The sequence below is a fragment of the Fibrella musci genome (genome assembly GCF_041321105.1).
Classification (GTDB): domain Bacteria; phylum Bacteroidota; class Bacteroidia; order Cytophagales; family Spirosomataceae; genus Fibrella; species Fibrella musci.
In genome coordinates, this window is record NZ_JBGGWD010000001.1 from 21616 (window position 1) to 48543 (window position 26928).

At 54.7% G+C, this 26928-nt stretch carries 21 protein-coding genes; 15 read left to right on the forward strand and 6 right to left on the reverse strand.

Annotation, left to right across the window (positions count from 1 at the left end):
* Positions 1 to 19: 19 nt before the first annotated feature.
* Positions 20 to 988 (forward strand): quinone oxidoreductase family protein, encoded by a 969-nt coding sequence (locus ACAW74_RS00105; RefSeq protein WP_370696153.1) that lies wholly within the window; start codon positions 20 to 22, stop codon positions 986 to 988.
* Positions 989 to 1006: 18 nt separating this feature from the next.
* Here ACAW74_RS00105 and ACAW74_RS00110 read toward each other — a convergent pair whose 3' ends face one another.
* On the reverse strand, positions 1007 to 1822 hold the full coding sequence (locus tag ACAW74_RS00110) for a DUF4198 domain-containing protein (protein ID WP_370696154.1): 816 nt from the start codon (positions 1820 to 1822) through the stop codon (positions 1007 to 1009).
* Positions 1823 to 1996: 174 nt separating this feature from the next.
* Here ACAW74_RS00110 and ACAW74_RS00115 point away from each other — a divergent pair, with 174 nt between their 5' ends.
* The 14 genes from ACAW74_RS00115 (at position 1997) to ACAW74_RS00180 (ending at position 18730) form a co-directional block, all read left to right on the forward strand.
* Positions 1997 to 3121, forward strand: coding sequence for a fatty acid desaturase family protein (locus ACAW74_RS00115; RefSeq protein WP_370696155.1), 1125 nt, complete (start codon positions 1997 to 1999; stop codon positions 3119 to 3121).
* A 139-nt stretch (positions 3122 to 3260) separates the two neighbouring features.
* Positions 3261 to 5300 (forward strand): M3 family metallopeptidase, encoded by a 2040-nt coding sequence (locus tag ACAW74_RS00120; RefSeq protein ID WP_370697209.1) that lies wholly within the window; start codon positions 3261 to 3263, stop codon positions 5298 to 5300.
* A gap of 186 nt (positions 5301 to 5486) precedes the next feature.
* Positions 5487 to 7358 (forward strand): glycoside hydrolase family 13 protein, encoded by a 1872-nt coding sequence (locus ACAW74_RS00125; protein ID WP_370696156.1) that lies wholly within the window; start codon positions 5487 to 5489, stop codon positions 7356 to 7358.
* Positions 7359 to 7546: 188 nt separating this feature from the next.
* A complete protein-coding gene (locus ACAW74_RS00130) occupies positions 7547 to 8485 on the forward strand; it encodes a hypothetical protein (protein WP_370696157.1) in 939 nt (312 codons plus the stop codon).
* A gap of 201 nt (positions 8486 to 8686) precedes the next feature.
* Positions 8687 to 9163, forward strand: coding sequence for a hypothetical protein (locus ACAW74_RS00135; RefSeq protein WP_370696158.1), 477 nt, complete (start codon positions 8687 to 8689; stop codon positions 9161 to 9163).
* Complete coding sequence (locus ACAW74_RS00140) at positions 9160 to 10236, forward strand: ATP-binding protein (protein WP_370696159.1); 1077 nt, start codon at positions 9160 to 9162, stop codon at positions 10234 to 10236. The genes ACAW74_RS00135 and ACAW74_RS00140 overlap by 4 nt, the downstream gene beginning before the upstream one ends.
* 13 nt (positions 10237 to 10249) lie before the next feature.
* Entirely contained in the window at positions 10250 to 10882 is a 633-nt protein-coding gene (locus ACAW74_RS00145) for a response regulator (protein WP_370696160.1), read from the forward strand.
* 119 nt (positions 10883 to 11001) lie between these two features.
* Positions 11002 to 11628 carry a hypothetical protein gene (locus ACAW74_RS00150; RefSeq protein ID WP_370696161.1) on the forward strand — a complete coding sequence of 209 codons (627 nt, stop codon included), beginning with the start codon at positions 11002 to 11004 and terminating at the stop codon, positions 11626 to 11628.
* 160 nt (positions 11629 to 11788) lie between these two features.
* Positions 11789 to 13075, forward strand: coding sequence for a hypothetical protein (locus ACAW74_RS00155; protein WP_370696162.1), 1287 nt, complete (start codon positions 11789 to 11791; stop codon positions 13073 to 13075).
* Between the two features lie 160 nt (positions 13076 to 13235).
* Positions 13236 to 13706, forward strand: coding sequence for a hypothetical protein (locus ACAW74_RS00160; RefSeq protein WP_370696163.1), 471 nt, complete (start codon positions 13236 to 13238; stop codon positions 13704 to 13706).
* Between the two features lie 87 nt (positions 13707 to 13793).
* Entirely contained in the window at positions 13794 to 14549 is a 756-nt protein-coding gene (locus ACAW74_RS00165; protein WP_370696164.1) for a tetratricopeptide repeat protein, read from the forward strand.
* A gap of 82 nt (positions 14550 to 14631) precedes the next feature.
* The gene (locus ACAW74_RS00170; RefSeq protein WP_370696165.1) at positions 14632 to 15519 is read left to right on the forward strand and encodes a PIG-L family deacetylase; all 888 of its coding nucleotides are present in this window, start codon (positions 14632 to 14634) and stop codon (positions 15517 to 15519) included.
* A gap of 108 nt (positions 15520 to 15627) precedes the next feature.
* A complete protein-coding gene (gene pgmB / locus ACAW74_RS00175) occupies positions 15628 to 16299 on the forward strand; it encodes a beta-phosphoglucomutase (RefSeq protein WP_370696166.1) in 672 nt (223 codons plus the stop codon).
* A 106-nt stretch (positions 16300 to 16405) separates the two neighbouring features.
* Positions 16406 to 18730, forward strand: coding sequence for a glycoside hydrolase family 65 protein (locus ACAW74_RS00180; RefSeq protein WP_370696167.1), 2325 nt, complete (start codon positions 16406 to 16408; stop codon positions 18728 to 18730).
* Between the two features lie 59 nt (positions 18731 to 18789).
* Here the strand turns inward: ACAW74_RS00180 and ACAW74_RS00185 are convergent, their stop codons facing one another.
* From ACAW74_RS00185 to gltB, 5 genes are all read right to left on the reverse strand, one after another.
* Positions 18790 to 19716, reverse strand: coding sequence for an NAD-dependent epimerase/dehydratase family protein (locus ACAW74_RS00185; RefSeq protein WP_370696168.1), 927 nt, complete (start codon positions 19714 to 19716; stop codon positions 18790 to 18792).
* A gap of 206 nt (positions 19717 to 19922) precedes the next feature.
* The gene (locus ACAW74_RS00190; RefSeq protein WP_370696169.1) at positions 19923 to 21428 is read right to left on the reverse strand and encodes a glutamate synthase subunit beta; all 1506 of its coding nucleotides are present in this window, start codon (positions 21426 to 21428) and stop codon (positions 19923 to 19925) included.
* Between the two features lie 80 nt (positions 21429 to 21508).
* Positions 21509 to 21739 carry a DUF4926 domain-containing protein gene (locus tag ACAW74_RS00195; RefSeq protein ID WP_370696170.1) on the reverse strand — a complete coding sequence of 77 codons (231 nt, stop codon included), beginning with the start codon at positions 21737 to 21739 and terminating at the stop codon, positions 21509 to 21511.
* A gap of 9 nt (positions 21740 to 21748) precedes the next feature.
* Entirely contained in the window at positions 21749 to 22075 is a 327-nt protein-coding gene (locus ACAW74_RS00200; RefSeq protein WP_370696171.1) for a DUF6883 domain-containing protein, read from the reverse strand.
* 3 nt (positions 22076 to 22078) lie between these two features.
* Positions 22079 to 26680: a glutamate synthase large subunit gene (gltB, locus tag ACAW74_RS00205; RefSeq protein WP_370696172.1), complete on the reverse strand. Its 4602-nt coding sequence runs from the start codon at positions 26678 to 26680 to the stop codon at positions 22079 to 22081.
* Positions 26681 to 26928: the final 248 nt, after the last annotated feature.

Genomic DNA, 26928 nt, shown 5'->3' on the forward strand with positions numbered 1-26928 from the left:
GTCCAAACAGGAAACACACATGAAAGCGATTCAATTTGCCCAGACCGGTGGCCCCGAGGTATTGACCCTGGCCGACGTACCTACGCCCACGCCCGGCCCCAACGAGGCACTAGTGAAGCTCACGGCCATTGGCATTAATTACATTGATACGTACCATCGGTCGGGTTTGTACCCCGTAGCCCTGCCTTATATTCCAGGGCAGGAGGGGGCCGGTGTCGTGGAGGCGCTGGGCGCAGGTACGTCGGCTGTCTCGGTTGGGCAGCGCGTCGCGTTCACCTCGCATCCAGGTACGTATGCCGAGTACGTGGTCGTGCCTGCCGAGAAACTGGTGCCCATTCCCGACGGGCTTTCCGACGAGCAGGCCGCAGCGGTGCTGTTGCAGGGCATGACGGCCCACTATCTGGCGTTTGATTCGTATCCCATCCGTCCCGGCGATACCGTGCTGATTCATGCCGGGGCCGGTGGCGTGGGGCTGTTGCTTACCCAGATTGCCCGTATGCGCGGTGCCCGGGTTATCACCACCGTTTCGACGCCTGAGAAAGCCGAACTGTCGCGGGCGCACGGAGCCGATGAGGTTATTCTGTACACCCAAACCGATTTTGCCGCCGAGGTAAAACGCCTGACGGGCGGCGTGGGGGTACATGCCGTGTATGATTCGGTGGGGAAATCGACGTTTGACGGGAGTATGAACAGCCTGCGTCCGTTGGGGAGTATGGTCTCGTTTGGCAATGCGAGCGGAGCCGTACCGCCGTTTTCGCCTCTGTTGCTGAGCCAGAAAGGGTCTATTTTTCTGTCGCGCCCGACACTCGGGCATTTTACCGCCACCCGATCGGCCTTGCTTGAGCGTGCTACCGCTGTGTTCAACTGGGTTGCCGAAGGGCGGCTCAAACTGATCATCCAGCCAGCCTATGCGCTGGCCGATGCTGCGCAGGCCCACCGCGATCTGGAAAGCCGGGGCACCACCGGGAAATTGATCATCCACCTGTAGGGCGAAACCGAAACGGGTTTAGGGGCTGCATCCGAAGGTGAGGCTACTCCAGTAGCTGCGCCAGTCGGCCGTTTCAGGTACGTCGCGGCTGGCGAGGGCAGGTATCATCCGGACAGTGCTAATCATGTTTTGGCCGGGTTTGAGTTTGAACTGCACCTGCCCGCGTCGGTCGGAACGAACGACTTCCATCTCAACATGGCCCGTTTCCGATTTGGTAAAGTACCGAACCAGGGCGTCGGGCTGGGGTTTGTTGTTGAACTGGATTTGCAGACGAAGCCGTTGACCGGCCCGCAAGGAATACGGGTTCTGGAGCGGTACGATATCGAGTGCGAGGCTGGAACTGACTGGTAACGAGGGACTTGGTAGGTCGCCCACCTGCACCAGCGTTTTGGCGCAGCGGCTATACAGTTCGTAGCCAGGTTTGAGCGTATCGCCCGCTTCTTCGCGGGCGGCAATCACATTGTCGAGGCCATCTTCGTTCAGGTAATCCAGAAACTGATTGGGCTCCATCCGGATAAACTTGGGTGTGTTGGCGAATACCAGCACATGGGTGCCGGGCTGCGCCAGCTTCACGCTGGTCTGGCCATAATGATCGCCCGTAAGCGTTGTCGACAGGTCGGTAGTGCCCGACGGCGAATGGTGTCTGTAGTAAACAAGGCGCCTTTTGTGCCCCTCCGACGTTTCTCCCGTAAACTGTTCCCCCGCCATTGTCTGTATGCGAATAACGGTACCGGGGGCAACAAAAAACCGGGCAGGCTGTAGCCAGAATTCGTGACCGACGGCCAGAACCGATACAATCAGCAGCAAACTGGTTAACCATACACGGTGTTTCATGCGGGAAAAGTCTATGAATTGCCGGTCCGCTAGTCTAACGTAAAACGGCTTTTCAAAAATATAGTAATGACTCGGTAAAGGTTTATCGGCGAGCAAGCGTTATACTTATAAACTAGGATATGAAGTGCCACTTGAGTAAGTTGGTTGCTGGTCCTCCACCGTAAACCCCCTTACATGAAAGTCAAGTTCATCTCCGAGCCACGTTCGGCTTTTTACGCTACCGTCCGCCGACGCGCCGACGCCTATTTTGCCCAACAGAACATAGCGCCCTACGCCAACTCACACATGTGGGGGAAGATTGCCTTCTTCCTGGTGGGTTATCTGGGCTTATACGCGCTGATTATGTCCAATCAGTTTGGAATCTGGGCGATGCTGGGCATGGCTATGTTGATGGGCGCGTTTGCGGCCTTTGTCGGATTTAACGTGTCACACGATGCTATTCACGGGGCTTTGTCGGCGAAAGGATGGGTGAACCGGCTGGTCAGCACTAGTTTTTACATGATCGGTGCCAACCCTTATGTCTGGAAGATCACGCACAACATCGTTCACCATACGTATACCAACATTCCCGGCCACGATGAAGACATCGACGTGGCCCCCGGCCTGATCCGGCTCGACCCTACCGAGGCGCATCAGCCCTGGCAGCGCTTCCAGCACCTGTATGCGTTTCCGCTCTATGGGCTGGCCTCGCTATCGTGGGTATTTCGGAAAGATTACCTGAAGTTCTTTAAGAAAGAGATTGGGTCATCGCACGACAATTCGCGGCATCCGCGGCAGGAATACATAAACCTGTTTGTCTACAAAGCGCTTTACTACATAGCGTTTATCGTGTTGCCGCTAGTCGTGCTGGATATTACCTGGTGGCAGTTTGTGATCGGGTTTGTGGTCATGCACCTGGTAGAAGGGCTGGTGCTTGGGCTAGTTTTTCAGCTGGCGCACGTAGTCGAAGGTACGTCGTTCCCGATGCCGTCGGAACATGGTAATATCACCGAAAACTGGGCGGCTCATCAGATGCAGACCACGGCCAATTTTGCGCCCAACAGCCCGATGGCTACGTTTCTGTGCGGTGGCCTGAACCGGCAAATCGAGCACCACCTGTTCCCGAAAGTGTGCCATGTGCATTACCCGGCGCTGGCTACCATCGTGCGGCAAACGGCGCATGAGTTTGATCTGCCCTATATCGAAAATCAGACGTTCGCCTCGGCGCTTGGGTCGCATTATCGATTGCTGAAAAAAAACGGAACAGCGATGGCCATGAGCCACGCTGAAAAACAGGAAGCAGCGGTTAATTTTGGCTAAACCGAATGGCTTCATCATGCGAACCCCGCTTTCCGTAATCAACGTTCTAGTAGCAACCGCTGCCACACTCTGTGGTGCTGCTACGGGCTATGCCCAATCGAGTACACAGGCCGGTGTGGCGGCTCAGTCTTCACCTAGTATGACCACGAATCCACTACTAAAGCCGTTTCAGACACTCCACGAAACGGCTCCGTTCCCGCTCATCAAAAATGAGCATTACCTGCCCGCCATTAAGGCGGGAATTGCGGCTGGCCGCCAGGAAATTGAGGCCATCGCCAACAGCACCGCCGCCCCTACGTTTGCCAATACTATCGTTGCGCTTGAGCGCACGGGCGATCAGCTCAGCCGGGCCACGTCGGTACTCTTTAACCTCAACGCCGCCGAGACCAGCCCGGAACTCCAGGCGATCGTGAAAGAAGCCTCGCCGCTGCTGACCGAATACGGCAACGACATCACGCTGAACCCGAAGCTCTTTGCGCGGGTGAAGGCCGTGTATGACCAACGGGCCAAGCTTAAACTCGACCCTGAAAGCAAGATGCTTGTCGAGAAAACCTACAAGCGGTTTGCCCGCAACGGAGCCAATCTGAACGCAACGGACAAAGAGAAACTCCGGGCTATTGACAAGGAACTGGCTCAGCTCTCGCTGCAATTTGGCGAGAACGTGCTCAACGAAACCAATGCCTATGTGTTGCCCGTCAGCGACATCAACCTGCTGAAAGGCCTACCCGATTTCGCGCTGGAAGCCGCCAAAAAAACGGCAACCGAAAAAGGCCTGACGGGCTGGGCCTTCACGCTCCAGGCACCCAGCTACGGGCCGTTCATGCAGTATGCCGATAACCGCAACCTGCGCGAAACGCTTTATAAAGCCTATAACACCCGGGGCTTTAAAGGCGACAAAAACGATAATCAGGCGATTATCAACCGCACGGTGCAACTGCGCTATGACCGGGCCAACCTGCTGGGCTACAAAACCCACGCTGATTTTGTGCTCGAAGAAAGCATGGCCGGTTCCAGCCAAAAGGTGCAATCGTTCCTCAACGAACTGGTGCAGTATGCCCGCCCCGCGGCTGAACGTCAGCTGAACGAGTTGATTTCGTTTGCCAAAGCCAACGGTTTCGACCACGACCCTCTCGAACAGTGGGATTATTCGTACTATGCCGAGAAGATGAAGAAGCAGAAACTCGACCTCGACGACGAGATGCTGCGCCCGTACTTCAAGCTCGACAATGTGCTGGAAGGCGTCTTCACCGTTGCTAACCGGCTCTACGGCCTGACGTTTAAAGAAAACAAAACCATTCCGGTGTATAACCCGGAGGTGAAAGCCTATGAAGTATTCGACCAGAACGGGAAATACCTGGCCGTTTTCTACGGCGACTATTTTCCGCGCCCTGGCAAACGCAGTGGTGCCTGGATGAACGACGTGCAGGGTCAGAAGATCGTGAACGGCGTGAACCTGCGGCCGCATATTGTGAACGTCTGCAACTTCACCCGCCCAACCGAGACGCGCCCGTCGCTGCTGACGTTTTACGAGGTAACCACGCTTTTCCATGAGTTTGGGCACGCGCTGCACGGCATGCTGGCCAACGGGCAGTACGAAAGCCTGAGCGGCACGAGCGTCCCCCGCGACTTTGTGGAGCTGCCCTCGCAGGTGATGGAAAATTGGTGCTACACAACCGAAGCCCTCAACCTGTTTGCCAAACACTACCAGACGGGCGAGGTGATTCCGCAAACGCTTATCGACAAGATCCGGGCGAGCCAGAATTTCATGGCGGGGCTGGCCAACCTGCGGCAGTTGCGCTTCGGCATCACTGATATGTATTATCACGACCGCAAGCCCACCGGCGAAACGATCACCGACGTAGAAAATCACGCCGACTCGCTGGTGAACCTCTTCCCACGAGTAAACGGCACCTCGTTCAGCACGGCGTTCTCGCACATCTTCGCGGGCGGCTACTCAGCGGGCTATTACAGCTACAAATGGAGCGAGGTGCTCGACGCCGACGCCTTTGAGTACTTCCAGCAGAACGGTGGTCTGAATGCCAAAGCCGTCGCGCAGAAGTTTCGGCAGAACGTGCTCGAACGCGGAGGGGCCGAAAAACCGATGGAGCTCTACAAGAAATTTCGCGGGCGCGAACCCTCGCCCCAAGCCATGCTCCGCCGAAGCGGGCTGGTATTGTAACAGAGGTTTAACGTTTAGGGTTTGATGTTTAAGGTTGGCTGCCACATGACTAGGGCTCGGCAGCCAACCTTAAACATCAAACCCTAAACGTTAAACGCACCCCTTTAAGGCGCATTCTGCGAAAGTGGGACAAGGTCGTGAAACTGGGACTATGCGTTTCGGTCTATACGACCTTACTTTTGTCCTATGCGAAACAAAGTACAACTGGTAACCCTTTTCTGGCTGCTGGGGCATTCCCTGCTGGCCCAGACCCCCGCCATTCAGCGTGTCGACCCAACCCATTGGTGGGTGGGCCTAAAAAACCCGAACCTGCAACTGCTGGTCTACGGACCCAATGCCGGTACGCTGACCTACTCGGTTAGCTACCCCGGCGTGAAGCTGGTAAAGACACACACCGTTGAGAACAAAAACTACGCTTTTCTGGACCTGACACTGGCGGGAACTACCCGGCCAGGTACGTTAGAAATCGTGGGGAAAAGCGGTGCAACCGTGTTGCGGCGGAAGTATACGTTGAAAGCCCGCGACAATGAGCCCAAAGGCCGGGGGCTGACATCGGCCGACTTCATCTACCTGCTGATGCCCGACCGCTTCAGCAACGCCAATCCCGGCAATGACAAGTTTGCCGACATGGCCGACCCCGAGGCCGACCGGAACAACCCGTATTTGCGGCACGGCGGCGACCTGGAAGGCGTAGGCAATCACCTCGATTACCTCAAGGAATTGGGCGTGACAGCCCTCTGGATGACGCCGATCATCGAAAACAATCAGCCGCAAACCAACGAAGGCGGAGCCATGCGCTCGGCCTATCACGGCTACGGCTTCACCGATCACTACGCTGTCGATAAGCGGCTGGGCGGTAACGAGGCCTACAAAGCGCTAAACAAAAAAGTGCACGCCATGGGCATGCGCGTGGTGCAGGATGCCGTCTACAACCACGTGGGCATCAACCACTGGTTCCTGAAAGACATGCCCAGCAAAGACTGGCTGCATCAGTGGCCCGCTTATACCAACACATCGTATAAATACCAGCCCATCACCGACCCGCACTCGGCGGCCATCGACCGGAAGGTCTCGCTGGATGGCTGGTTTGTGCCACACCTGCCCGACCTGAACCAGAACAACCCGTTTGTGGCCAACTACCTGATTCAGCACGCGATCTGGAGCGTCGAAGAGTTTGCCCTCGACGCCTGGCGGATCGATACGTATATGTACAACGACCAGCCGTTTATGAACCGGTGCAATGCCGCCCTGCAAGCCGAGTACCCCGGCATGTATACGTTCGGCGAATCGTGGGTGAACAACACAGTCGATCAGGCGTATTATACACGCAACAACATCAATTTCCCCTTCAAGTCGAACCAGACAGGGGGGATCGATTTCGTGCTTTATTCGGCCATGAATGCCGCGCTGAACGACGGCGAAGGCTGGGATAGTGGCGCCAACCGGGTGCAGCAGGTGCTGGCGCAGGATGCCGTCTACCAGAATCCCATGAAACTGGTTACGTTCCTGGATAACCACGATACCGACCGTTTTCTGTCGGTGGTTGGCGACGACATCGACAAATATAAAATGGGCCTGACCTGGCTGCTGACCACGCGTGGCATCCCCCAGATGTACTATGGTACGGAAATTCTGATGAAGAATTTCAAGAACCCATCCGATGCCGAGGTACGTCGCGATTTCCCTGGTGGATTCGATGGCGACAAAGACAATAAATTCACGGCGGCGGGGCGCAACAAAGCCGAAAATGAGGCTTTCGACTTTGTGAAAACGCTGGCCAATTACCGCAAAAACACCCCGGCTTTGCATTCGGGTAAGCTGATGCAATACCTGCCTCAGAACGGCACCTACGTGTATTTTCGCTACGACGCCCAAAACACCGTGATGGTCGCTACCAACCAGACCAGCAAACCGATCGCGCTGGACATGGCTCGTTTCTCGGAACGTACCCAGGGCTTTACCAAAGCGAAAAACGTGCTGACGGGCGAGGTGATCACTGACCTGAAACTGGTTAACCTGCCCGCCAAAACCGCGCTGGTGTTAGAGCTGATGAAATAAACCGCATTACGCCGCCTTTCATCGATTTTTTCGGGCCATCTGACTCATGTCGGGTGGCCTTTTTCATGCCTTGACAAAAATTCGCTATTGCCCTACGCTTACTCAATCCACGACCTTTGGAAGTACATTGTCGATTGAGAATGAATACATTGCCAGCTATTAGACCAAAACAACCCCCGCCAAATCGTATGAAACAAGCAAGATCAACATACCCGACAACGTACCTGTGGCTTTTAACCTGTCTATTTTCTTTTAGTAGACAAACCTTTGCGCAGGAGTTGGAAGATTACAAAAAGTTAGGCTGGGCTGAACATAAAAAGATCGCCACCGTAGCTATCAACACTACCCCGGCTGATAATCGCCTTAATTACCCATCTCCCGAGATAATGCTGAAGGCAGTACCCTCAGCCGAAAATGGTGTGAAGAAATTTGCGGCGGTTTATCCTGGTAAACAATCCATTCTGTTTACTAATGAATTACTCCGAGACTTTGAACAAACCCAGAACCAGACAGAGGGCTTTCACTTGTTTTTAGGGATGCGAATGGGTCGATTGGTTCCCATAATTGTGCACACCGATATCAATCGGGAACAAAGTCCGGGGTGGAGCACAATAAATACCGAAAAAAAGTACTACAGAGCCCGTTTCGATAAAGCTTATTTCTGGAATTATGACACTAAACGTTGGGCTATAAAAACGCAATTTCCGCCTAAGTTGAAAAAAAGTATAAAAAGTCTCACAGATGCATCCAGTTTGAAGAGAAAAGGGTTTTTCCTGGCCAAAGGCGCCCTGCTCGCAGCCTGGAAACAGAGCGGGGAGCAGCCGTTGAAATTATACTTCACCATTCAAGATCAGGAACTGCACTTATTTCTGCCCTACTGCCTAACCACAGACCTCACTGCTGCTCAGTCGGCCAGCAATCTGCATACAGGGCAGCTTACACTACCTGTCCACTATTTTTATACGGTTGCAGGAGGACAGCAGGCTGTGTCGGGCGCTATTTCGGCTGGGCCGGGGCAGACTACCGTAACCGGGTCAGGTGGCTCACCTGGCACTGGTCCTGTTTTTAAAACGCATGGTTCGGTGCGTTGCTGTCCTTCCTATTGTGGTGGTTTAGACGAAGGGTAGCCGATGAAAACGACGTACCTGCTCATCGACCTGGCTATGTATTTGGGCTTTGTGCCGTGCCTTGTTGCGTTAGTGAATCGAAGCCGTCTGAACGGCGCACTATGGTTTCTATGGGTGCATCTGCTGCTGGGTACGTTGCTGGGAGTCGTAGCGATCCTACTAGCCAACAGGGGCATAAATAACCATTTTATCTACCCAACATTGGCACTACTGACCAGCATCTTTATGGGGCTGTTCTTCGCCGAGTTAGCCAGAACCTCTTTACTGAAGTGGTTGATACGAGGAGCGTTTGGCGCCTACGCACTGTATGTGGCAGTGACAGGTTTCGGTAAAACCAGGCTTTTTTTAAACCTCGACCTGTTTGCACCGCTCGATGTCGCTTTGTTTGGTCTGTCGCTTTTCTTCCTGATCAATCTGCTTCGTCATAGTTATTATCTTTCCCGAAAACCATTGTTCTGGTTGCTGCTTGCTATCTGTCTTGGTGCGCTCTACGACATGGCGGTTGCCCAACTGGGTACGTTGCTGGCTCAATATGCCGGCAACCGCTGGCTCGACCTGTTCTGGCTGAAGATCAATCCAGTGGTAACGATGGGCAAACTGGCTATATACACATACGGTTTTTATCTGACTCGCTTTCAATTGGTTAAGTCAGATGCATTGCCTCGGTTTGCCCCATGAGCGCCCGCTCTATGGTGCTGTGTATACTGTGGTTTCTGGCCAGCACAGCGGCGATTGGGCAACCCGACTTTACGCTCTTTCGTGCATCAGATGGGCAGCGTGATTCGGTTTACGTACCTGGCAGCTCGATCCGGCTCAATTATCGCCAAACCCACATCACCATTGCCTTCCGTGACCGCACCGACTCGGCTGCGGCGCGGTATGCCTACCGGCTCGTGGGCGATGACCCTCGCTGGTATACAACCGGGCGCGGCCAACTGGTGAGTTACGCCAATTTGTTTGGCGGTCGCTACGTGTTTGAAGTAAAAAATATGAACAGGCCGTTGCTGGTCAGTCGGTTAGCCTTTGAGCTGGAAAAGGCCTTCTGGCAACGTACCTGGTTTGTGCCTATGGTGGTTGCCTATGGCCTGCTGGTGTTGGGTGTAATTCTGTACGTCATCACGCTGTATAAACTGCGTGGCAAACTGCGCCTGCACCAACTGCGCAGCGACATTGCCGCCGATTTGCACGACGATGTGGGCAGCACGCTCGGCACGATCAGTTTTCTGGGCGAACTCGCCAAGCGTAAATTCCCGCATCAGCCCGAAGCCAGCCTGCCACTACTCGAAAAAATGCTCGACGAAGCCCGGCAGATGGTGCAAACCATGCGCGGTGTGGTCTGGACCATCAGTCCCGGAAACGACAAAGCAACCGACTTTCTGGATAAAGTGAATACGTTTGCGGGTACGTTGCTCAGTAGCCGTGATATAACGTTGACATTCAGGCAGGACGTACCTGAAAACGAGGTGCTGAACGTAGAACAACAGCGGCATCTGTTTCTGATTATCAAAGAGATAACGCACAATATCGCCAGGCACGCCGAGGCCAGCCACGCTATGATTCATGCCCGCAAACACCAGCATTTTCTCTGGATCGGTATCTCCGACGACGGAGTGGGGTTTGACACCGGCGTGGCGGCAGATGGGAACGGCCTGCGGAATTTGCACAAGCGGATAGCCGAGCTGGACGGTAAACTCGAAATCGAATCAACCATCGGAAAAGGCACCACCATTCGGCTGATGATTCCGCTCTAATCAACAGAATTCCATGATCCGGGTAGCCATTTTCGACGACGATTCGTCCTTTGCCGATAACCTCCGGCTGTTACTGACCGACAACGACGATTACCACCTCGTAGGTACGTTCCCCAACGCGCTCCGGGCTGTTGAACGCGTAACGCAGTGCCAGCCCGACGTTGTGATCATGGACATCAAGATGCCCGATGTATCGGGAATCGATGCAGCGGGGACTATCAAGGCGGCTTTCCCGGCCATTCAGATACTGATGCAGACCGTCTTTGAAGATGACGACAAAATTTTCGCGGCCATTTGCGCCGGGGCATCGGGGTACATGCTGAAAGGCACCCCACCCGACAAGCTGCTGGAAGCCATCACCGACGTGTATATGGGCGGCACTCCGCTTAGTCCCGGCGTGGGGCGTAAGGTGTTTCGGTTTTTCCAGGAACAGCGCACGACCCGCCCCGAATTTTATGATCTCTCGAAGCGCGAAAAAGAGGTGCTGTCCCAGTTGGTCGAGGGAAACAGCTACAAGATGATTGCCGACGCCTGCGGGATCAGCTTCAATACGGTGAACGCGCACCTGCGCAAAATCTACGAGAAACTGCACGTCAATTCGTCGCAGGAGGCCATTTCAAAGGCAATCCGGCAGAAACTGGTGTAACGACCGCTGCCACGAATAGCAAAAATTCGCTATTTCACCGGGTGCTAACAAGTTGGACATTTGAAGCAACAAGCTGATAATCAGTTATGTGATTCAAAAAGTCAAACTAGTTAGCACAAATGGCAATTAAACTCTCTTTGCGCATTCACAAGGTGAAATGCGTAGACGAAACCGGTGGCGCGTTCGCAGAACGAGTTGGTAACGATGAAATCTATCTTGGTGGCTTCGCCGTCATTAATCAGGCTGGTGAAACAATCAAGATAGACCCGGTAAGCATCTATCCTGATTTCGACGACGGAGATGTAAAGGTTTTTAGCCCGGCCAAACTCTTTCACACCATCAACCTAAGCGCCGGAGAGGCGTATCCCCGGACCTACGCCCTTGGGTTGGTGCTGGTAGAAAGAGACCGGGGTGGCATGGTGGAGGCCGTGAAAAAGATTACTGACTTTTTTGAGGCGAAGCTGAAAGAAAAACTAGCCCAACCCCGGCCGGCGGGCCTTCTGCCGGTAGCAGTGGGTGTTCTTCTGAAACAGGCTATCATCATCATTGCACCCACTGTGATTTCGTACGTAAAGAACACCATTGTTCAGGCGTTTGCCGACGAAATTTTTACACCCAAAGTGGCCATGATCGAATTGCCAACGAAGGACTTTACGTTTCCAGGTGGCAATTCGCCCGACGAAACAGTGGAATTCAGGGACCATGGCGGCATCTACCAACTCACTTACGACTGGGTGTTATCGTAGCTGATTAGCTGGCACCTGCGGCCTGTTCACGTGCATTTTTAGTAGCCGATCGACTGAAATAAAGATGCCGTTGAACAGGCCATTTTATACTAACCACGCTAACAGATAGAGCCTGGATACACAACTGTTACTTACTGTAAACTCGCTAAAAATCAGCAACATGAAATCGATTAGGGTTACCACGAAAACTGTTTTTTCAGCCTTGTTTTTTAGTTTATTTTTTGAATGTGGAATAGGTAAACTCAAGAAAGCTACAGAAGACGCTACGGCAGCTTTGGTCAATACGCTGCAAAATTCCACCGATCAGTTGAATTCTCAATCAAGCGATTGGCAACAGATTGCAGAGGATACGCGCAGAGACGTAATTAAAGCAGTGGGTGACCTGCAAGATGAAACCTTATTAACCATACGAAGAGATGTACTGAATACCGTAGACAGGCTACCTCTTGCGGCCGGGGCTGAGTTCCGTTGCAACGCCGATTTTCTGCGGAATCGGCTTAAACAGGATCTATTAAGAATCAAAGCGAAACTATTGAAGCAAAACCTGCCTGAGCTGGAGCCCGTTTTGTGTGGTGTGTCGCCAACTGGCGTTGTGCTGGAGGAGAAACCACAGCTTATCGAATTGTTTGGCTATGATCTGGACAAGCAAAAAAACATTAACGTTTTTCTGAGAGAGGGTGCTGAGAAAATCGACGTGACTAGCAAGCTAAGTCAGCCAACACATTATCATTGGGTATTGAATGTGGGTAGTGGAAACGGAGTCCCTTTCACTAAAAATAGTGATGAAGTTCTGGTTTATTTTGGTGACCGGGAGATGGCGAGTATTCCCGTTGTACAACCTAATATTGAAATTTGCGAATCGGAAATAAGGGATAATATCGCTTCTGAATTTCCTGCTATCGATTTTACGCCAAAATTAATCAACGGAGATAGGGAATTTAATAGCCATGGCCCAAAATCGTATGCTTATGTACAAATCAGCCATACTTCGAGTCGTATTTGGGCTACGGTTTTTATGGATGCCATCGAATGGCATAATGACAAACCTTCTGGCGATAAAACGCAGGTGCAGGAAATGAAAAATTTTCATCTCTGGACGGCTCCGGCAGGGCGGATAATTGAAAAAATTACCAGTGCTACGTTTCAGGATATAACCTACATTGATTCAAACCACCAAACTGACCAACTTAGTAGCGGTGGTGAATTAGTTGAGTTTTTTAGATTTGTTGGTGATACGCCTGGCGACGAAGCGGGTATAAAAACGAGCGTACATATTACGTTTAAAAAGCTATCGGTTATCCTGAAAGAGCAGGGTGATTGCGTATCTACGAATCAGGTGGCTCATCTACCTCTACAAGCCCGAACGCAGGTATTAAAAAATATGGCTAACAACCCCAGGTTGAAACGCCGAATCACTGACATGGTGGAGCGTAAACAAATGGAGTGAAGCCGACAGACTTGATCGTAATCCAATATCGCGCACCAGTACCCGCTTACTCACTTCACTATAAATGGATGCGCAATCCGTTGACAATTTCGTCGTATTTGTACAATTCGAAAAGCGCTATACCAAGTACATTTGTTCGCCACACTAACCAACCAATTCGATGAAAAACTACCGGCTTATTTGTATCCTCTGTTTGCTTAGTTGCGCCTGTGAGTCTGCCGAAAAAACATCGGGAACATCGGCGTCGCCAGGTACGTCGCCCATTGATGGGGCCTGGGAAGTGGTCGAAAATCGGGTCGATGGCAAGGTTGTCGTGCCAGTGCGGCCTCAGCAAATCAAGGTGTTTCACGACGGCTTTTTCAGCTTTATACATTACAACCCCGACGGGACGTTTCACGGGGCTGGGGCAGGTACGTATACGCTGGATGGCAACCAGTATAAAGAGACGTTTCGCTACTATTCCGACACGACGTGGGTGGGCTACGGCGATGCCCAAACGTGGGAACTACGGGGTGATACACTGCTCTTTTCGGGTTTCAAAACGGTGTATGACCGGGCGGGGAAGGCCATGCCCGCCGATGCCTGGGGCGGCGACAAATTCGTAGAAAAGCGTGTCCGGGCGAAGCCGTGACGGCTATCGCCAACGTACCCGCATTGCCGGGGCGGAGATGAAAAGCCCCCATATTCATTGCTTCGTTCACACCTACTCTTAAAACGCATGCCAACGAAACGATTGCTTCCTCTGCCGTTCCTGACAGGCACCTTAGGCCTTATATTGCTGTTCACGTCAGCGAGCTCGGCACAGCCCAAACCGGAAGCCGACCTGCTGACTGTGATGCGCACCAGAGCCGAAGCTTTCTTTAGGGCCGATACCGAAAAATGGCAACAGCTCTCCGTGCAGGATAGCCTCAGTAGCCGGACTATTCTGTCGAACTTCGAGTATTATTCAGCCATTGGCTGGCCAGTTGTGCTTGACGGTATAAAAAAAGACAGTGAGCAGATCGGGCGGGCAACTGTTACGGTTTCATATGCGAATGTGCACAGCCGAATAGCGGAAAATCTGGCGTTTGTGGAGGCCACCGAACACCAGAAATGGGATGGCGTCGACCTTGACCCGTCGGCTGGCATACGTACCTACACGTTGCTGGTACGGAAGAAAAAGGCGTGGAAAGTGGCCAATCAGGTTCGGGTAGCTGTGGGTACGTATGCCAAAACACCCACCAACCGGGAGTATGAGTTGAACGTCATCGGCTACGATCTGCTGAATGAAAAACGGGTCAGCGAAGCCATTGAGGTATTACGCGTCAATGTGACACTACATCCCGGTTCTTGGAATGCCTATGACAGTTTGGGCGAGGCGTATGCGCTGGCTGGCGATAAAAAATTGGCCATACTCAACTACGAGAAGTCACTCGCTTTGAATCCGAAGAATGAAAATGGAAAAGCAGCCTTAGCGAAATTGAAAGAGCAGTAGATGCATTAACGAGATCGGGTAGTGGCTCTTTCTGGCCTCCTTTGTACCTTTGGAGTTTAGTGAACTCTGAAGGTACTTTGGTTTGATACGTTCCCTGTTTCTACTTTTTCTGCCACTACTGAGCTACGCTCAGCCTTCCAAAGGCACGTCGTCTATGCCGCTGCGGACGCTGATCGTGACGGCGCACCCCGACGACGAAACCATGTTTCCCGTGACGGTTTTCAAACTGGTGCGGGAACTGGGTGGCTCGGCCGATCTGGCGCTGGTCACCGATGCGTCGGGCGGCTACAACGGTATGATCGCGTCCAAATATTACGGCATGAACCTGCTCGATTCGGCCGTGGGGCGGCGGGCGCTACCCGCCATCCGGAAGAAGGAACTGATGAAAGCGGGCGAAGTAATGGGCCTGACCAATTTCTATTTCTTCGATCAGGTCGACGATTTCTATTCCACCGATCCCTCGCCTTATCTGGGTGGTCGCCGGTGGAACATCGAGTTGGTAGACAAACAATTGGATGAGGTGCTGGCCAAAGGGCAGTATGACCTGATTCTGTGTCTGGTGCCGTCGACTGAGCAGCATGCGCACCACAAAACAGCCACGATACTGGCGATCCGGGCGGTGCAGCGCTACAAAGGCTCGAAAAAGCCGATCATCCTGGGCGGGCGGACCCTCAGCCGGGCCACTACGTTTTCGTTCAGTGAATTGCCCGGTTATCCCGAAACCAAAGTGCTGCCCAATGCGCCTGTCTATGAAGTCGACGTGTCGCACACGTTTGGCGAGGCGGGCAAACACAGCTATATGATCGTAGCCGACTGGGTAAAGGCCGAGCACAAATCGCAGTCGGGCGACATGAACGTAGCCATGCACCGGGGCGACGTCGAAGCCTTCTATTATTTTGCCGCCAACGGGCCCGCTGGTCTTGAAACACTCAAAAAACTGTTCGCTTCGCTCAAGGCAAGCGGATACTAAATGAGTTCAAGGTTCAATGACCAAGGTCCAACGTTGGCTAACGCCAGCTTGCTACTGCGCCACCCAACGTTGGACCTTGGTCATTGAACCTTGAACCTCTTTCTTCTTATGATCAACGCATTTCTTTTTGACCTCGACGGCGTGCTGGTCGATACGGCCGGGTTTCATTATCAGGCGTGGCGGCGGATGGCCAACACGCTCGGCTTCGACTTTACGCACGAATTCAACGAAACGCTCAAGGGCGTGAGCCGGATGGACTCGCTCAACCGGATTCTTGACCTTGGCCGCGTGAAGCTGTCGGAGGAACAGAAGCTGATTCTGGCCGCGCAAAAGAATAGCTGGTACCTTGAACTGGTCAACCAGATGACGCCTGACGATATTCTGCCCGGCGTAAATGCTTTTCTGGAACAGACTAAACGGGCGGGCATCCGCACGGCGCTGGGCTCCGTGTCGAAAAACGCGCCGCTGATTCTAGAGCGCGTGGGCATGACCGGCCTGTTCGATGCGGTTATCGACGGCACCAAAATCACGAATAGTAAGCCCGATCCCGAGGTGTTTCTGAAAGGCGCTGCCGAACTGAACGTACCTGCGGCGCAGTGTATCGTCTTTGAAGATGCCGTAGCGGGCGTCGAAGCCGCCAAACGGGCCGGTATGTTTGCCCTGGGTATCGGCACGCCCGACGTGCTCACCGAGGCCGACCTGGTCGTACCTTCTTTGGAACACCTGACCGTCGCCGAACTCCTCGCCGCTGTCGACAAAGCGCAGGGGCTGGGGTACTAAATGAGTTTAATGTTCAAGGTTCAACGTCTAACGTTCAAGGTTGAAAGTCTAACTGGTAACCTTGAACGTCAGACGTTGAACCTTGAACTGATCTATACAACCACCGATGAAACAGTACATTACGAATGACCCCTGGTGTGTGGTCGAAGAGGGATTCCACCCGGAATTCAATGAGATTACCGAAAGCCTGATGAGCCTCGGCAACGGCCAAATGGGCGGTCGAGGTAGTTTTGAAGAAACGTTTTCGGGCAAAACCCTGCTGGGCAACTACGTGGCGGGTGTGTATTACCCCGATAAGACCCGCGTGGGCTGGTGGAAAAACGGGTATCCCGAATACTTCGCCAAAGTCCTGAACGCGACCAACTGGATTGGTATCGACGTCGAGATTAACGACGAAGTGCTCGACCTGAATACCTGCCCCGTGCGCGACTTCCGCCGGGTGCTCAACATGCAGGCGGGTTATCTGGAGCGGTCGTTTGTGGTGACGCTGAAAAACGGGCACGAGTTTCGCGTGCACGCCGTTCGGTTCTGCTCGATCGTCGATGACGAAGCCGGCGCCATCCGCTACAGCATCACGCCGCTCACCGCCGACGCTAAAATTGCCTTTACCCCCTACCTCGACGGAGCTATTCGGAACAAAGACGCCAACTACGACGAGACGTTCTGGGATGAAGTGCGTAAGGAAACGGCCTACGGCGAAGCCTATATTGAGCTACGTACCCGCAAAACCGGCTTCCACGTCACGACGGGCATGTGTGTCGAGGTAACGCAGAACGGCGAAAAAGTCGATTATCAGTCGCAGCCGATCAAGCATGAAAAATACGTGGCCAACCGTATCGCGCTCGATTGTCGGCAGGGACAGGAAACAGTGCTGGTGAAATACGCCGTGAACCTGTCGTCGCTGAACTACGAGGTCGACAACCTGTTGCGCGAAGCCCGAGGCTACATTCAGCGGGTGTCGGCCAAAGGCTTCGAGACCATGCTGGCCGAACAGCAACAGGCGTGGGCCGACAAGTGGCAACTGAACGACATCCGGATCGACGGCGACGTGGCGGCCCAGCAGGGCATCCGGTTCAACATTTTTCAGCTAAACCAGACCTATACCGGCAAAGATGAACGGCTGAACATCGGGCCCAAAGGATTTACCGGCGAGAAGTACGGCGGATCGACCTACTGGGATACCGAGGCCTACTGCCTGCCTTTCTACCTGGCAACGGCCGATCAGCAGGTAGCGCGAAACCTGTTGGTATACCGCCACAAGCACCTGCAAAAAGCGATCGAAAACGCGCAGAAACTGGGCTTTACGGATGGCGCCGCCCTCTACCCGATGGTAACCATGAACGGCGAAGAGTGCCACAACGAGTGGGAAATTACCTTCGAGGAAATCCACCGCAATGGGGCCATCGCCTACGCCATTTACGACTACGTGCGCTACACTGCCGACGAAACGTACCTGACCGAATACGGGCTGGACGTACTGATCGGCATCAGCCGGTTCTGGATGCAGCGTGTCAACTGGTCGGCGGCCAAACAGCAATACGTGATGCTGGGCGTGACGGGCCCGAACGAGTACGAAAACAACGTTAATAACAACTGGTACACCAATTACATCGCCGCCTGGACGCTGCGCTACACCGCTGAGGCCGTCGCGACGGTGAAACGACTGGATGCCGGGGCGTATGAGGCGTTGGCCGCCCGCCTTCACTTCGACGAAACCACCGAGCTGGCCAAAGCCGCCGACATCGTCGAGAAAATGCATTATCCCTACGACCCCGAGCGGCAGGTGTTCTTGCAGCAGAGCGATTTTCTCGACAAAGACCTGATGCCCGTAGCCGACATTCCGGCGGGGCAGCGTCCCCTGAACCAGAACTGGTCGTGGGACCGGATTCTGCGCTCGTGCTTCATCAAACAGGCCGACGTGTTGCAGGGGCTGTACTTCTTTGAAGATGAGTTCGATACCGATACGCTGCGCCGGAATTTCGACTTCTACGAACCAATGACCGTGCATGAATCGTCGTTGTCGCCCTGCGTGCACAGCATTCAGGCGTCGAAGCTGGGCATGAAAGAGAAAGCCTACGAGATGTACCTCCGCACGGCCCGCCTCGACCTCGACGATTACAACAACGACACCGAAGACGGTTGCCACATCACAAGCATGGCCGGTACGTGGCTGGCGGTGGTGAAAGGCTTCGGCGGACTGCGTGTTGAAAAAGACCAACTGGTGCTGGCGCCCTACTGTCCCGACGGCTGGGAGGCACTGGCGTTCAAAATCCGGTTCCGGGGTACGTTGCTACAGATCACCGTAACGCAACAGGACGTCACGGTGGCCAATTTCTCGGCGCAGCCCATCACGTTGTTGCTGCATGGTGAAGCCGTGACGATCGGTGCCGACAGCGAGAAAACGGTCGCTCGGAAAGCGGTTGCTGCGTAACCAGGCGAGCGAATAGAAAACGGGGATGCCAGGCTGGTATCCCCGTTTTTGGTTGAGGGCTAACGTACCTCGCTCAGCACCGCCCTGATACCGTCCGGGTACGTGGTGACGCTGAACTGCGGAAAGCGCCGCTTAAACTTGTCTGACACAAAGACGTTGTCGACCCGGTAGCGGGGGAGGAGTTCGGCGGTTTCGCGGATGCGTTTCAGGAACAATCGCAACAAGCTTAGTTGCCATTGCGGCAATATGGTGTAGGGAATCGGCCGCCCGACGATCGCTTCGGTCGTGGCGATTAGTTGCTCGTACGTCAGTCGGTTATCGTCGCAGGGGAGGTGCCAGGTTTGGCCATAGGCATCAGGTGCATGAGCAATGAGCGCCATCGCTCGGCTGGCATCGGGGGTATAGATAAGCGTGCGAAGGGTGTCATCGCGGAGGAAAATGCGGGGTTTCTTCTCCTGCCGGATGGCGTCGAACACGGCCGAATTGGTAAAACTCTGGGTTTTGCCGGGGCCGTAAAACTCAGGTGCCCGGCAGATGAGGGCTGTAAGCGTTCCCGCCGCCATCTCAGTCAGCAGCATCTGCGCGATCTGGGCACGTACCCGGCCTTTAGGTCCGTAGGGTGCAAAAGGCGTATCTTCAGTCAGTATGACGCCCGTTTGGGGGTACATGTAGGTGTTGTCGAAAAAGACCAGCTTCGTCTGGTGCTGTTTGCAGGCGGCGATCACGTTCTGCATAATGACCGGAAACTGCGTCTGCCAGAGCGACGTATCGAGGGGCAACCCAACCGTGAGGTAGGCAATCTCACAACCGGCCACGGCTTCGGCTGTTTGCCTCGCATCGAGCAGATTGGCCGTGACTAACTGATCGGTGTCGTTGACCCGCTGCGGGTGACGACTCACCAGCCGAATGGCGGTAGTATAGTGCCGGTGTAGTTCACGGGCCAATTCGTCGGCGATTGCCCCGCCTGCGCCCAGGATCGTTTGCATAGAATGGAGAGTAGAAACAAGCTGAAGTAAAGTCAAACGCTTTACCCAGTAACCGGTTAGTCAGGGCGCGGGTTTTGCCTGGCTGCGGTTTACTGGCACAGGTATCGAGGCCGCGGGCTTACGAACGTAAGCCACGATGCAACGTACCCAAGCAAAAAGCCGCCAGTCGGTGACCAGCGGCTTTCAGCTTAGCTACTTCAGGTACGTTAGGCCAGAGCCAGCATCGACTGGGCTTTGGCTTCGAGCATGCTCTCACCCATCAGGTAGCAGTCGGCGGCGCGGGCGGCTTCGCGGCCTTCCGAGATGGCCCAGACCACCAGCGATTGACCACGGCGCATATCACCGGCGGCAAACACCTTCGGGTTGGTTACCGTCTGGTACTTGTGCGTTTTTACGTTCTTCCGCTCGTCCAGTTCCAGACCGAGATCGGCAATCAGACCGTCGTGTTGGGGGTGCAGGAAACCCGCGGCCAGCAGCGCCAGTTCGCAGGGAACGTCGCGCTCCGTACCCGGCACTTCGACCATCTGCATGCGGCCGGGTCCCGTCGGGCCTCCTTCATTCTTCCACTCCAGATCCACAAGGCGCAAGGCTTTCAGATTGCCGTTTTCATCGCCGATAAACGCTTTCGTGTTGATGCTCCAATGGCGTTCGCAGCCTTCTTCGTGGCTGGTGCTCGTGCGCAGCATCATCGGCCAGTGGGGCCAGGGGGTGCTGTCGGCGCGCTCTTTCGGCGGCATCGGCATCAGTTCGATCTGCGTGACGCTCGTGGCACCGTGCCGGTTTGACGTACCCACGCAGTCGGAACCTGTATCGCCGCCACCAATCACGACCACATTTTTGCCCGTAGCCTGCAAATCACCATTGGCGTAAGGAGCCCCCCGATGGTCGACTTCGAGCGCGATCCCTGCAACGCGTTTGTTTTGCTGGCTCAGGAATTCCATCGCCGGGTAAATGCCTTTCAGGTCCCGGCCCGGAATCGGCAGGTCGCGCGGTACGGTCGAGCCGCCCGTGAGCATCACCAGGTCAAAATTGGCCAGCAGGTCTTTGGCTTTGATGTCGACGCCCACGTTCACGCCTGTGCGGAACGTAATGCCTTCGGCTTCCATCACCGCCTGACGACGGCTGATGGTCCATTTTTCAAGTTTGAAATCAGGAATACCGTAGCGGAGCAGCCCGCCAATCTGATCGGCCCGTTCAAAGACTGTCACGGTATGACCGGCTTTGTTCAACTGGGTCGCTGCCGCCAGACCGGCCGGCCCTGAGCCCACCACCGCGATGGTTTTGCCCGTCCGTTTCAGCGGCGGCTGCGGCTGAATGTATCCGTTTTTAAAGGCAATTTCGGCAATCGATTTTTCGATGAACTCAATCGCTACGGGCGGCTTGTTAATCCCCAGCACGCAGGCCGACTCGCAGGGAGCCGGGCAGATGCGACCCGTAAACTCGGGGAAGTTGTTGGTCGTTGACAGGATCTCCCAGGCATATTCCCAGTTCTGCTCGTATACGGCATCGTTGAACTCAGGAATGATATTGCCCAGTGGGCAGCCGCTGTGGCAGAAGGGCGTGCCACAGTCCATGCACCGGGCCGCCTGCTGCTGCGTTTGGCTCTCGTTGAACGGCTGCTCGATTTCTTTATAATCATGGACCCGCTCCGTAACGTCACGCTTTTTAGGCAGTTCGCGGGTAAATTCTAAAAATCCGGTAGGCTTTCCCATTACAGTGAAAGAGTTAATGCGTAAAAGAGTGGTTCAGTAGGTACGTTGGTGAAGGGACTGGGCAACCCAAATCGGGGGCGTCAAGCTTCCGCCAACTCACGAACGTGCCAGATGTCACGTTTATTAATGGCACGTACCTGATCAGGGTAAAGTGTTTCGACAGCGATCGTGCGGCCTTCTTTCGTCATGAACTCGACTTCATATCCTTCATGATTGCCGTAAATCTCAACGACAACGCCAACGTCGCCTTTCTCAAGGCCTTTATCGGGCAGATCGACGAGCAATACTGCTTCTTTGAATAGCTCCATCATGATTGTACCTCAGTTTGGGTAAGCTGTAACGAGCCTCGGGATAGATCCGTTTTGGTCGAAGATCCAGATGCTCAACACAACAACGTCTCTGTTTAATGGATTCGTTAACGAACCAACAACAAAGTACTTGATACCAAACTTCGTTTGTTCTGTACCCGTGACTTCGCCACTACAGGCAAGTAGCTTTAAGGCGAGACTGAGTTCAAAAGGATTCGCTTCATTAAAACCAATCCGGTTATAGAAATGCGATTTCCCTTTTGAGTTTTCCTCGTTCAGGAGATAGCCGGTAAGCTTGATCTCCTGAACGAGAGCCTGTTCACAGTTTGGCAGTTTCATGAATCAACCACCCACCACATCAACGACAATATCCTGGTAGACCACGTTTTTGTCGCGGATCTGCTCGCTGAGGCTGATACCCCGGCTGGCGAGGGCCTGCTTGAAGTCGCCGGGCAGTACTTTCACAAACTTGCCGATCTGGTTGTCCCAGTCCTGCATGAGCGCGAGAGCCACGTTGCTGGTTGTATGCTGGAAATGCTTCTCTACGAAGTCGCGCAGAATGGCCTGATCTTCGTCGGTCAGCGATTCGAGGCTAACCATCTCCCGATTGACTTTCTCAGGGAAGCTGCCGTCGACGTCGTAAACATACGCCACGCCGCCCGACATCCCCGCCGCGAAGTTGCGGCCCGTTTTGCCGAGGATCACCGCGACGCCGCCCGTCATGTATTCGAGGCCGTGGTCGCCCACACCTTCCACTACGACTTTGGCGCCGGAGTTACGTACCCCGAAGCGTTCGCCCGCCATGCCGCGGATGTACGCTTCACCTGAAGTCGCTCCGTAGAACGACACGTTACCAACGATGCTGTTCTCTTCGGGCTTGAACGTCGCCGTCCGATCAGGGTACACGATCAGTTCGGCACCGCAGAGGCCTTTACCGAAGTAGTCGTTGGCGTCGCCTTCCAGTTCGAGACGTACCCCGGCGGTGTTGAACGCGCCGAAACTCTGGCCCGCCGTACCCCGGAATTTGAAGTGAATCGTGCTCGTCGGGAGGCCCGGCCCACCGTAGGCTTTCGAAATTTCGTTCGAGAGCATGGTGCCAATGCTCCGGTTGATGTTCTGCACCGGGAATTCGGCGTAGACACTCTCCGCACCTTGGAGGGCGGGTTGTGCTACTTCGATCAGCTGACGATCCAGAATCTGGTCGATGCCGTGATCCTGATCTTCCTGCTTGTAGAGCGCCACGTCAAGGCTGGCCGACTCGCGGTACAGAATCCCCGACAGGTCGAGGTTTTTGTATTTCCAGTTGCTGATGTCGGAACGCATTTGCAGCATCTGCACCTGACCAACCATCTCGGCCACCGTGCGGAAACCCAGCTCGGCCATAATCTCGCGCATCTCCTGCGCCATGAACGTAAACATGTTCACCACGTGCTCCGGCTTGCCGGTAAACAGCGCGCGCAGTTCTTTGTTCTGCGTGGCCACACCTACGGGGCAGGTGTTGAGGTGGCACTTCCGCATCATGATGCAGCCCGCCGCCACCAGTGCCGCCGTGGCTACACCAAATTCTTCGGCACCCAGCATGGCAGCAACCACGAGGTCACGACCGGTACGAATCTGGCCGTCGGCCTGCACGGTCACGCGGCCCCGTAGCTTGTTTTTCACCAGTGTCTGGTGCGTTTCGGCCAGCCCCAGCTCCCAAGGAAGCCCCGCGTGGCGGATGCTCGATAGGGGAGAGGCGCCCGTACCGCCGTCATGGCCCGACACCAGAATGTGGTCGGCATGGGCTTTGGCGACGCCTGCCGCAATGGTGCCTACGCCTGCCTCCGACACCAGCTTAACGCTGATCCGGGCAGCCCGGTTGGCGTTCTTCAGGTCGAAGATGAGCTGGGCTAAGTCTTCAATCGAATAAATGTCGTGGTGCGGCGGGGGCGAAATGAGGCCCACGCCGGGCGTGCTATGCCGGGTACGTCCGATCCAGTCATCGACCTTATGGCCGGGCAGCTGACCACCCTCGCCGGGCTTGGCTCCCTGCGCCATTTTGATCTGTAACTCACGGGCGTTGCTCAGGTAGTGGCTTGTAACGCCAAACCGGCCCGATGCCACCTGCTTGATGGCCGAGTTGAGGCTGTCGCCGTTAGGCAGCGGCGAAAAGCGCAGTTCGTCTTCCCCGCCTTCGCCCGAGTTGCTCTTGCCGCCAATGCGGTTCATGGCCACAGCAAGCGTGGTGTGTGCTTCCCATGAAATCGAGCCAAACGACATGGCCCCGGTAGCAAAGCGTTTGAAGATCGACTCAATCGACTCAACCTCATCAATCGATATCGACTCGCCCTTGCGGAACGTCAGCAGCCCGCGCAGCGTGAGCGCATGCTGGGTTTGGTCGTCGATGAGCTGACTGTACTTTTTGAACAGCCCGTAATCGTTCTTTTTGGTCGACTGTTGCAGCAGGTGGATGGTGTCGGGGTTGAAGATGTGCTTCTCGCCGCGTTGTTTCCACTGGTAGATACCACCTACTTCGAGGCGCTTGGTTGCGACGGTTGGCAGCGGCGGGAAGGCCGTGTGATGGCGAACGAGCACCTCACGCGCAATCTCGGCGAGGCCCATACCGCCAATGCGCGATACCGTTCCCGTGAAATACCGATCGACAACCGACTTGTTGATCCCCAGACACTCGAAAATCATCGCGCCCTGGTACGACTGCAAGGTAGAGATACCCATCTTCGAGAAGATCTTGAGCAACTCACCATTAACGGCCTTGATGTAGTTTTTGTAGAGTTTGTCGAGGTCGTACTCCACCTGCAACAACCCTTTGTCTTTCAGGCTGGCGATGCTCTCAAACGCCATGTAGGGGTTCACGCCCGACGCGCCGTAGCCAATTAGCGTAGCCACGTGGTGCGTTTCCCAGACGTCGCCCGCTTCGACCAGAATACCCACCTTGCCGCGCAACCCTTCCCGGATGAGGTAGTGGTGGACGGCTGCCGTCGCCAGCAGCGACGGGATAGGGGCGTGGTCGGAGTCGATGGCCCGGTCAGACAGGATGACGATGCTGTACCCGTCTTCGATGGCATCGCGAACATAGCGGCAGACCCGTTCCAGCGCCCGTTCGAGCGATTCGCCCTTGCCGTCGGCCAGGAAGAGCGAGTTGACCGTTTTGGCCTGGAAATTCGGACGGTCGATAAACCGGACTTTGTCGAATTCCTGCGTGGTCATCACGGGCTGCTCCAGCTCGACCTGTCGGCAGTGCTCCGGCGATTCGGTGAGCAGGTTGCCCGTAGCGCCCACGTAAGAGATCAACGACATGATCGAGCGTTCGCGGATCGAGTCGATCGGTGGGTTGGTAACCTGCGCAAACAACTGCTTGAAGTAGTGGCTCAGGTGCTGACTTTGCTCAGAGAGCACGGCCAGCGGTACGTCGGTACCCATCGAACCCAGCGCTTCTTTACCCGTTTCGACCATCGGGGCCAGAATCATGCGCAGGTCTTCCGACGTAAAGCCGAAGGCCTGCTGCATCTTCAGCAGCGATTTTTCGCCATACCGGCTGTAGGTACGTGCCGGGGCTTCGAGTTGCGCAATCCGAATCTTGTTCTCGTCGAGCCACTGCTGGTAGGGCTGCGCCGAACAGATTTGCTGCTTGATTTCTTCGTCGGCGATGATGCGGCCCTGCTCCATGTCGACCACGAACATTCGACCGGGTTGCAAACGGCCTTTGCTGACCACTTTGCTCTGATCGATGTCGAGCACGCCCGCTTCCGACGCCATAATCACCACGTCGTCGTTGGTTACCCAGAAGCGCGACGGACGCAGGCCATTGCGGTCGAGGGTAGCGCCCACGATACGGCCATCGGTAAATGAGATCGACGCCGGGCCGTCCCAGGGTTCGATCAGCGCGGCGTGGTATTCGTAGAACGCGTGCCGAACCGGGTCCATCTGCTCGTTGCCGTCCCAGGCTTCGGGGATCAGCATCATCATCACGTGCGGCAACGACCGGCCACTCATGACGAGCAGTTCGATGGCGTTGTCGAGGTTGGCCGAGTCAGACTGACGGTGGTCGCAGATGGGCAGGAGCATGTCCATCTCTTCTTTCGTGAACTTGCTCGATTCGAGCAGGGCTTCGGCGGCCTTGATCCAGTTGACGTTGCCTTTCACGGTGTTGATTTCGCCGTTGTGGGCAATGTAACGGAACGGCTGGGCCAGCTTCCACGAGGGGAAGGTGTTGGTCGAGAAGCGCGAATGCACGACGCCCAGCGCCGAGACCACATCTTCATTCTCCAGATCCGGGAAATACGTTTCGAGCTGCTCGGTGGTCAATTGCCCCTTATAGGAGATTGTCCGGCACGAGAGCGACGAGAAATAGAAGCTTTCAACACCCGTGATCGTCTCGTTGATGATGCGCGTGCTGACGTTCCGTAAAATGTAAAGTTTACGCTCAAAATCGTCGGTATTGGTAATGGTAGCGGGCCGTTTGATGAACACCTGTTCCATCTGCGGCTCCTGCGACCGGGCTGTTCCGCCCAGATCGCTGTTGTTGACGGGCACGACCCGGTAGCCGAGCAGTTCCAGGCCCAGCTTTTTCATCTTCCGGTTCAGCACGGCCCGGCATTCTTCGCGCAGCCATACGTCTTTCGGAAAATAGACCATACCCACGCCGTACTCACCGGCAGCGGGCAGGTGAACGCCCAACTTACGGCATTCGTCGACGAAAAATTCGTGGGGAAGCTGAATCAGCAGCCCCGCGCCATCGCCCGAGTTTCCTTCGGCACCCACGGCACCCCGGTGTTCCATCCGGCGCAGCATAAAGAGGGCGTCGGAAACGATACGGTGCGATTTGCGGCCCTTGATGTGGGCAACGAAGCCGATGCCGCAGTTATCGTGTTCAAACTCGGGGCGATAGAGACCCAGCGAATCCTGGGTACGTTGGTCACCTACTTGATCGACTTGATCAGCCATGAACGATAAACAGATTAGCAGGTTGGTAGATCAACAAACAGACTGAGCCAACACTGAATTACGAAATTGACAACAAGCAAGTCTGGAGCGTTAGCCGACGAAGCGAATACGTCATGAGACTAACGAATGTTTGTGATGAAAGCTACGCAATATACTAGATAGGACGTATGGTTAAAAGCCTGCCCGACCAAATTTCGTTCGTTGGTGAGCTCCTTGTGAATTTGATTATAAAACTTCTATAAAAATGA

Coding starts and splice junctions, on each gene's coding strand:
- ACAW74_RS00105 (WP_370696153.1), top strand. CDS start 20: ATGAAAGCGATTCAATTTGCCCAGACCGGTGGCCCCGAGGTATTGACC.
- ACAW74_RS00110 (WP_370696154.1), bottom strand. CDS start 1,822: ATGAAACACCGTGTATGGTTAACCAGTTTGCTGCTGATTGTATCGGTT.
- ACAW74_RS00115 (WP_370696155.1), top strand. CDS start 1,997: ATGAAAGTCAAGTTCATCTCCGAGCCACGTTCGGCTTTTTACGCTACC.
- ACAW74_RS00120 (WP_370697209.1), top strand. CDS start 3,261: ATGACCACGAATCCACTACTAAAGCCGTTTCAGACACTCCACGAAACG.
- ACAW74_RS00125 (WP_370696156.1), top strand. CDS start 5,487: ATGCGAAACAAAGTACAACTGGTAACCCTTTTCTGGCTGCTGGGGCAT.
- ACAW74_RS00130 (WP_370696157.1), top strand. CDS start 7,547: ATGAAACAAGCAAGATCAACATACCCGACAACGTACCTGTGGCTTTTA.
- ACAW74_RS00140 (WP_370696159.1), top strand. CDS start 9,160: ATGAGCGCCCGCTCTATGGTGCTGTGTATACTGTGGTTTCTGGCCAGC.
- ACAW74_RS00145 (WP_370696160.1), top strand. CDS start 10,250: ATGATCCGGGTAGCCATTTTCGACGACGATTCGTCCTTTGCCGATAAC.
- ACAW74_RS00150 (WP_370696161.1), top strand. CDS start 11,002: ATGGCAATTAAACTCTCTTTGCGCATTCACAAGGTGAAATGCGTAGAC.
- ACAW74_RS00155 (WP_370696162.1), top strand. CDS start 11,789: ATGAAATCGATTAGGGTTACCACGAAAACTGTTTTTTCAGCCTTGTTT.
- ACAW74_RS00160 (WP_370696163.1), top strand. CDS start 13,236: ATGAAAAACTACCGGCTTATTTGTATCCTCTGTTTGCTTAGTTGCGCC.
- ACAW74_RS00165 (WP_370696164.1), top strand. CDS start 13,794: ATGCCAACGAAACGATTGCTTCCTCTGCCGTTCCTGACAGGCACCTTA.
- pgmB (WP_370696166.1), top strand. CDS start 15,628: ATGATCAACGCATTTCTTTTTGACCTCGACGGCGTGCTGGTCGATACG.
- ACAW74_RS00180 (WP_370696167.1), top strand. CDS start 16,406: ATGAAACAGTACATTACGAATGACCCCTGGTGTGTGGTCGAAGAGGGA.
- ACAW74_RS00185 (WP_370696168.1), bottom strand. CDS start 19,716: ATGCAAACGATCCTGGGCGCAGGCGGGGCAATCGCCGACGAATTGGCC.
- ACAW74_RS00190 (WP_370696169.1), bottom strand. CDS start 21,428: ATGGGAAAGCCTACCGGATTTTTAGAATTTACCCGCGAACTGCCTAAA.
- ACAW74_RS00195 (WP_370696170.1), bottom strand. CDS start 21,739: ATGATGGAGCTATTCAAAGAAGCAGTATTGCTCGTCGATCTGCCCGAT.
- ACAW74_RS00200 (WP_370696171.1), bottom strand. CDS start 22,075: ATGAAACTGCCAAACTGTGAACAGGCTCTCGTTCAGGAGATCAAGCTT.
- gltB (WP_370696172.1), bottom strand. CDS start 26,680: ATGGCTGATCAAGTCGATCAAGTAGGTGACCAACGTACCCAGGATTCG.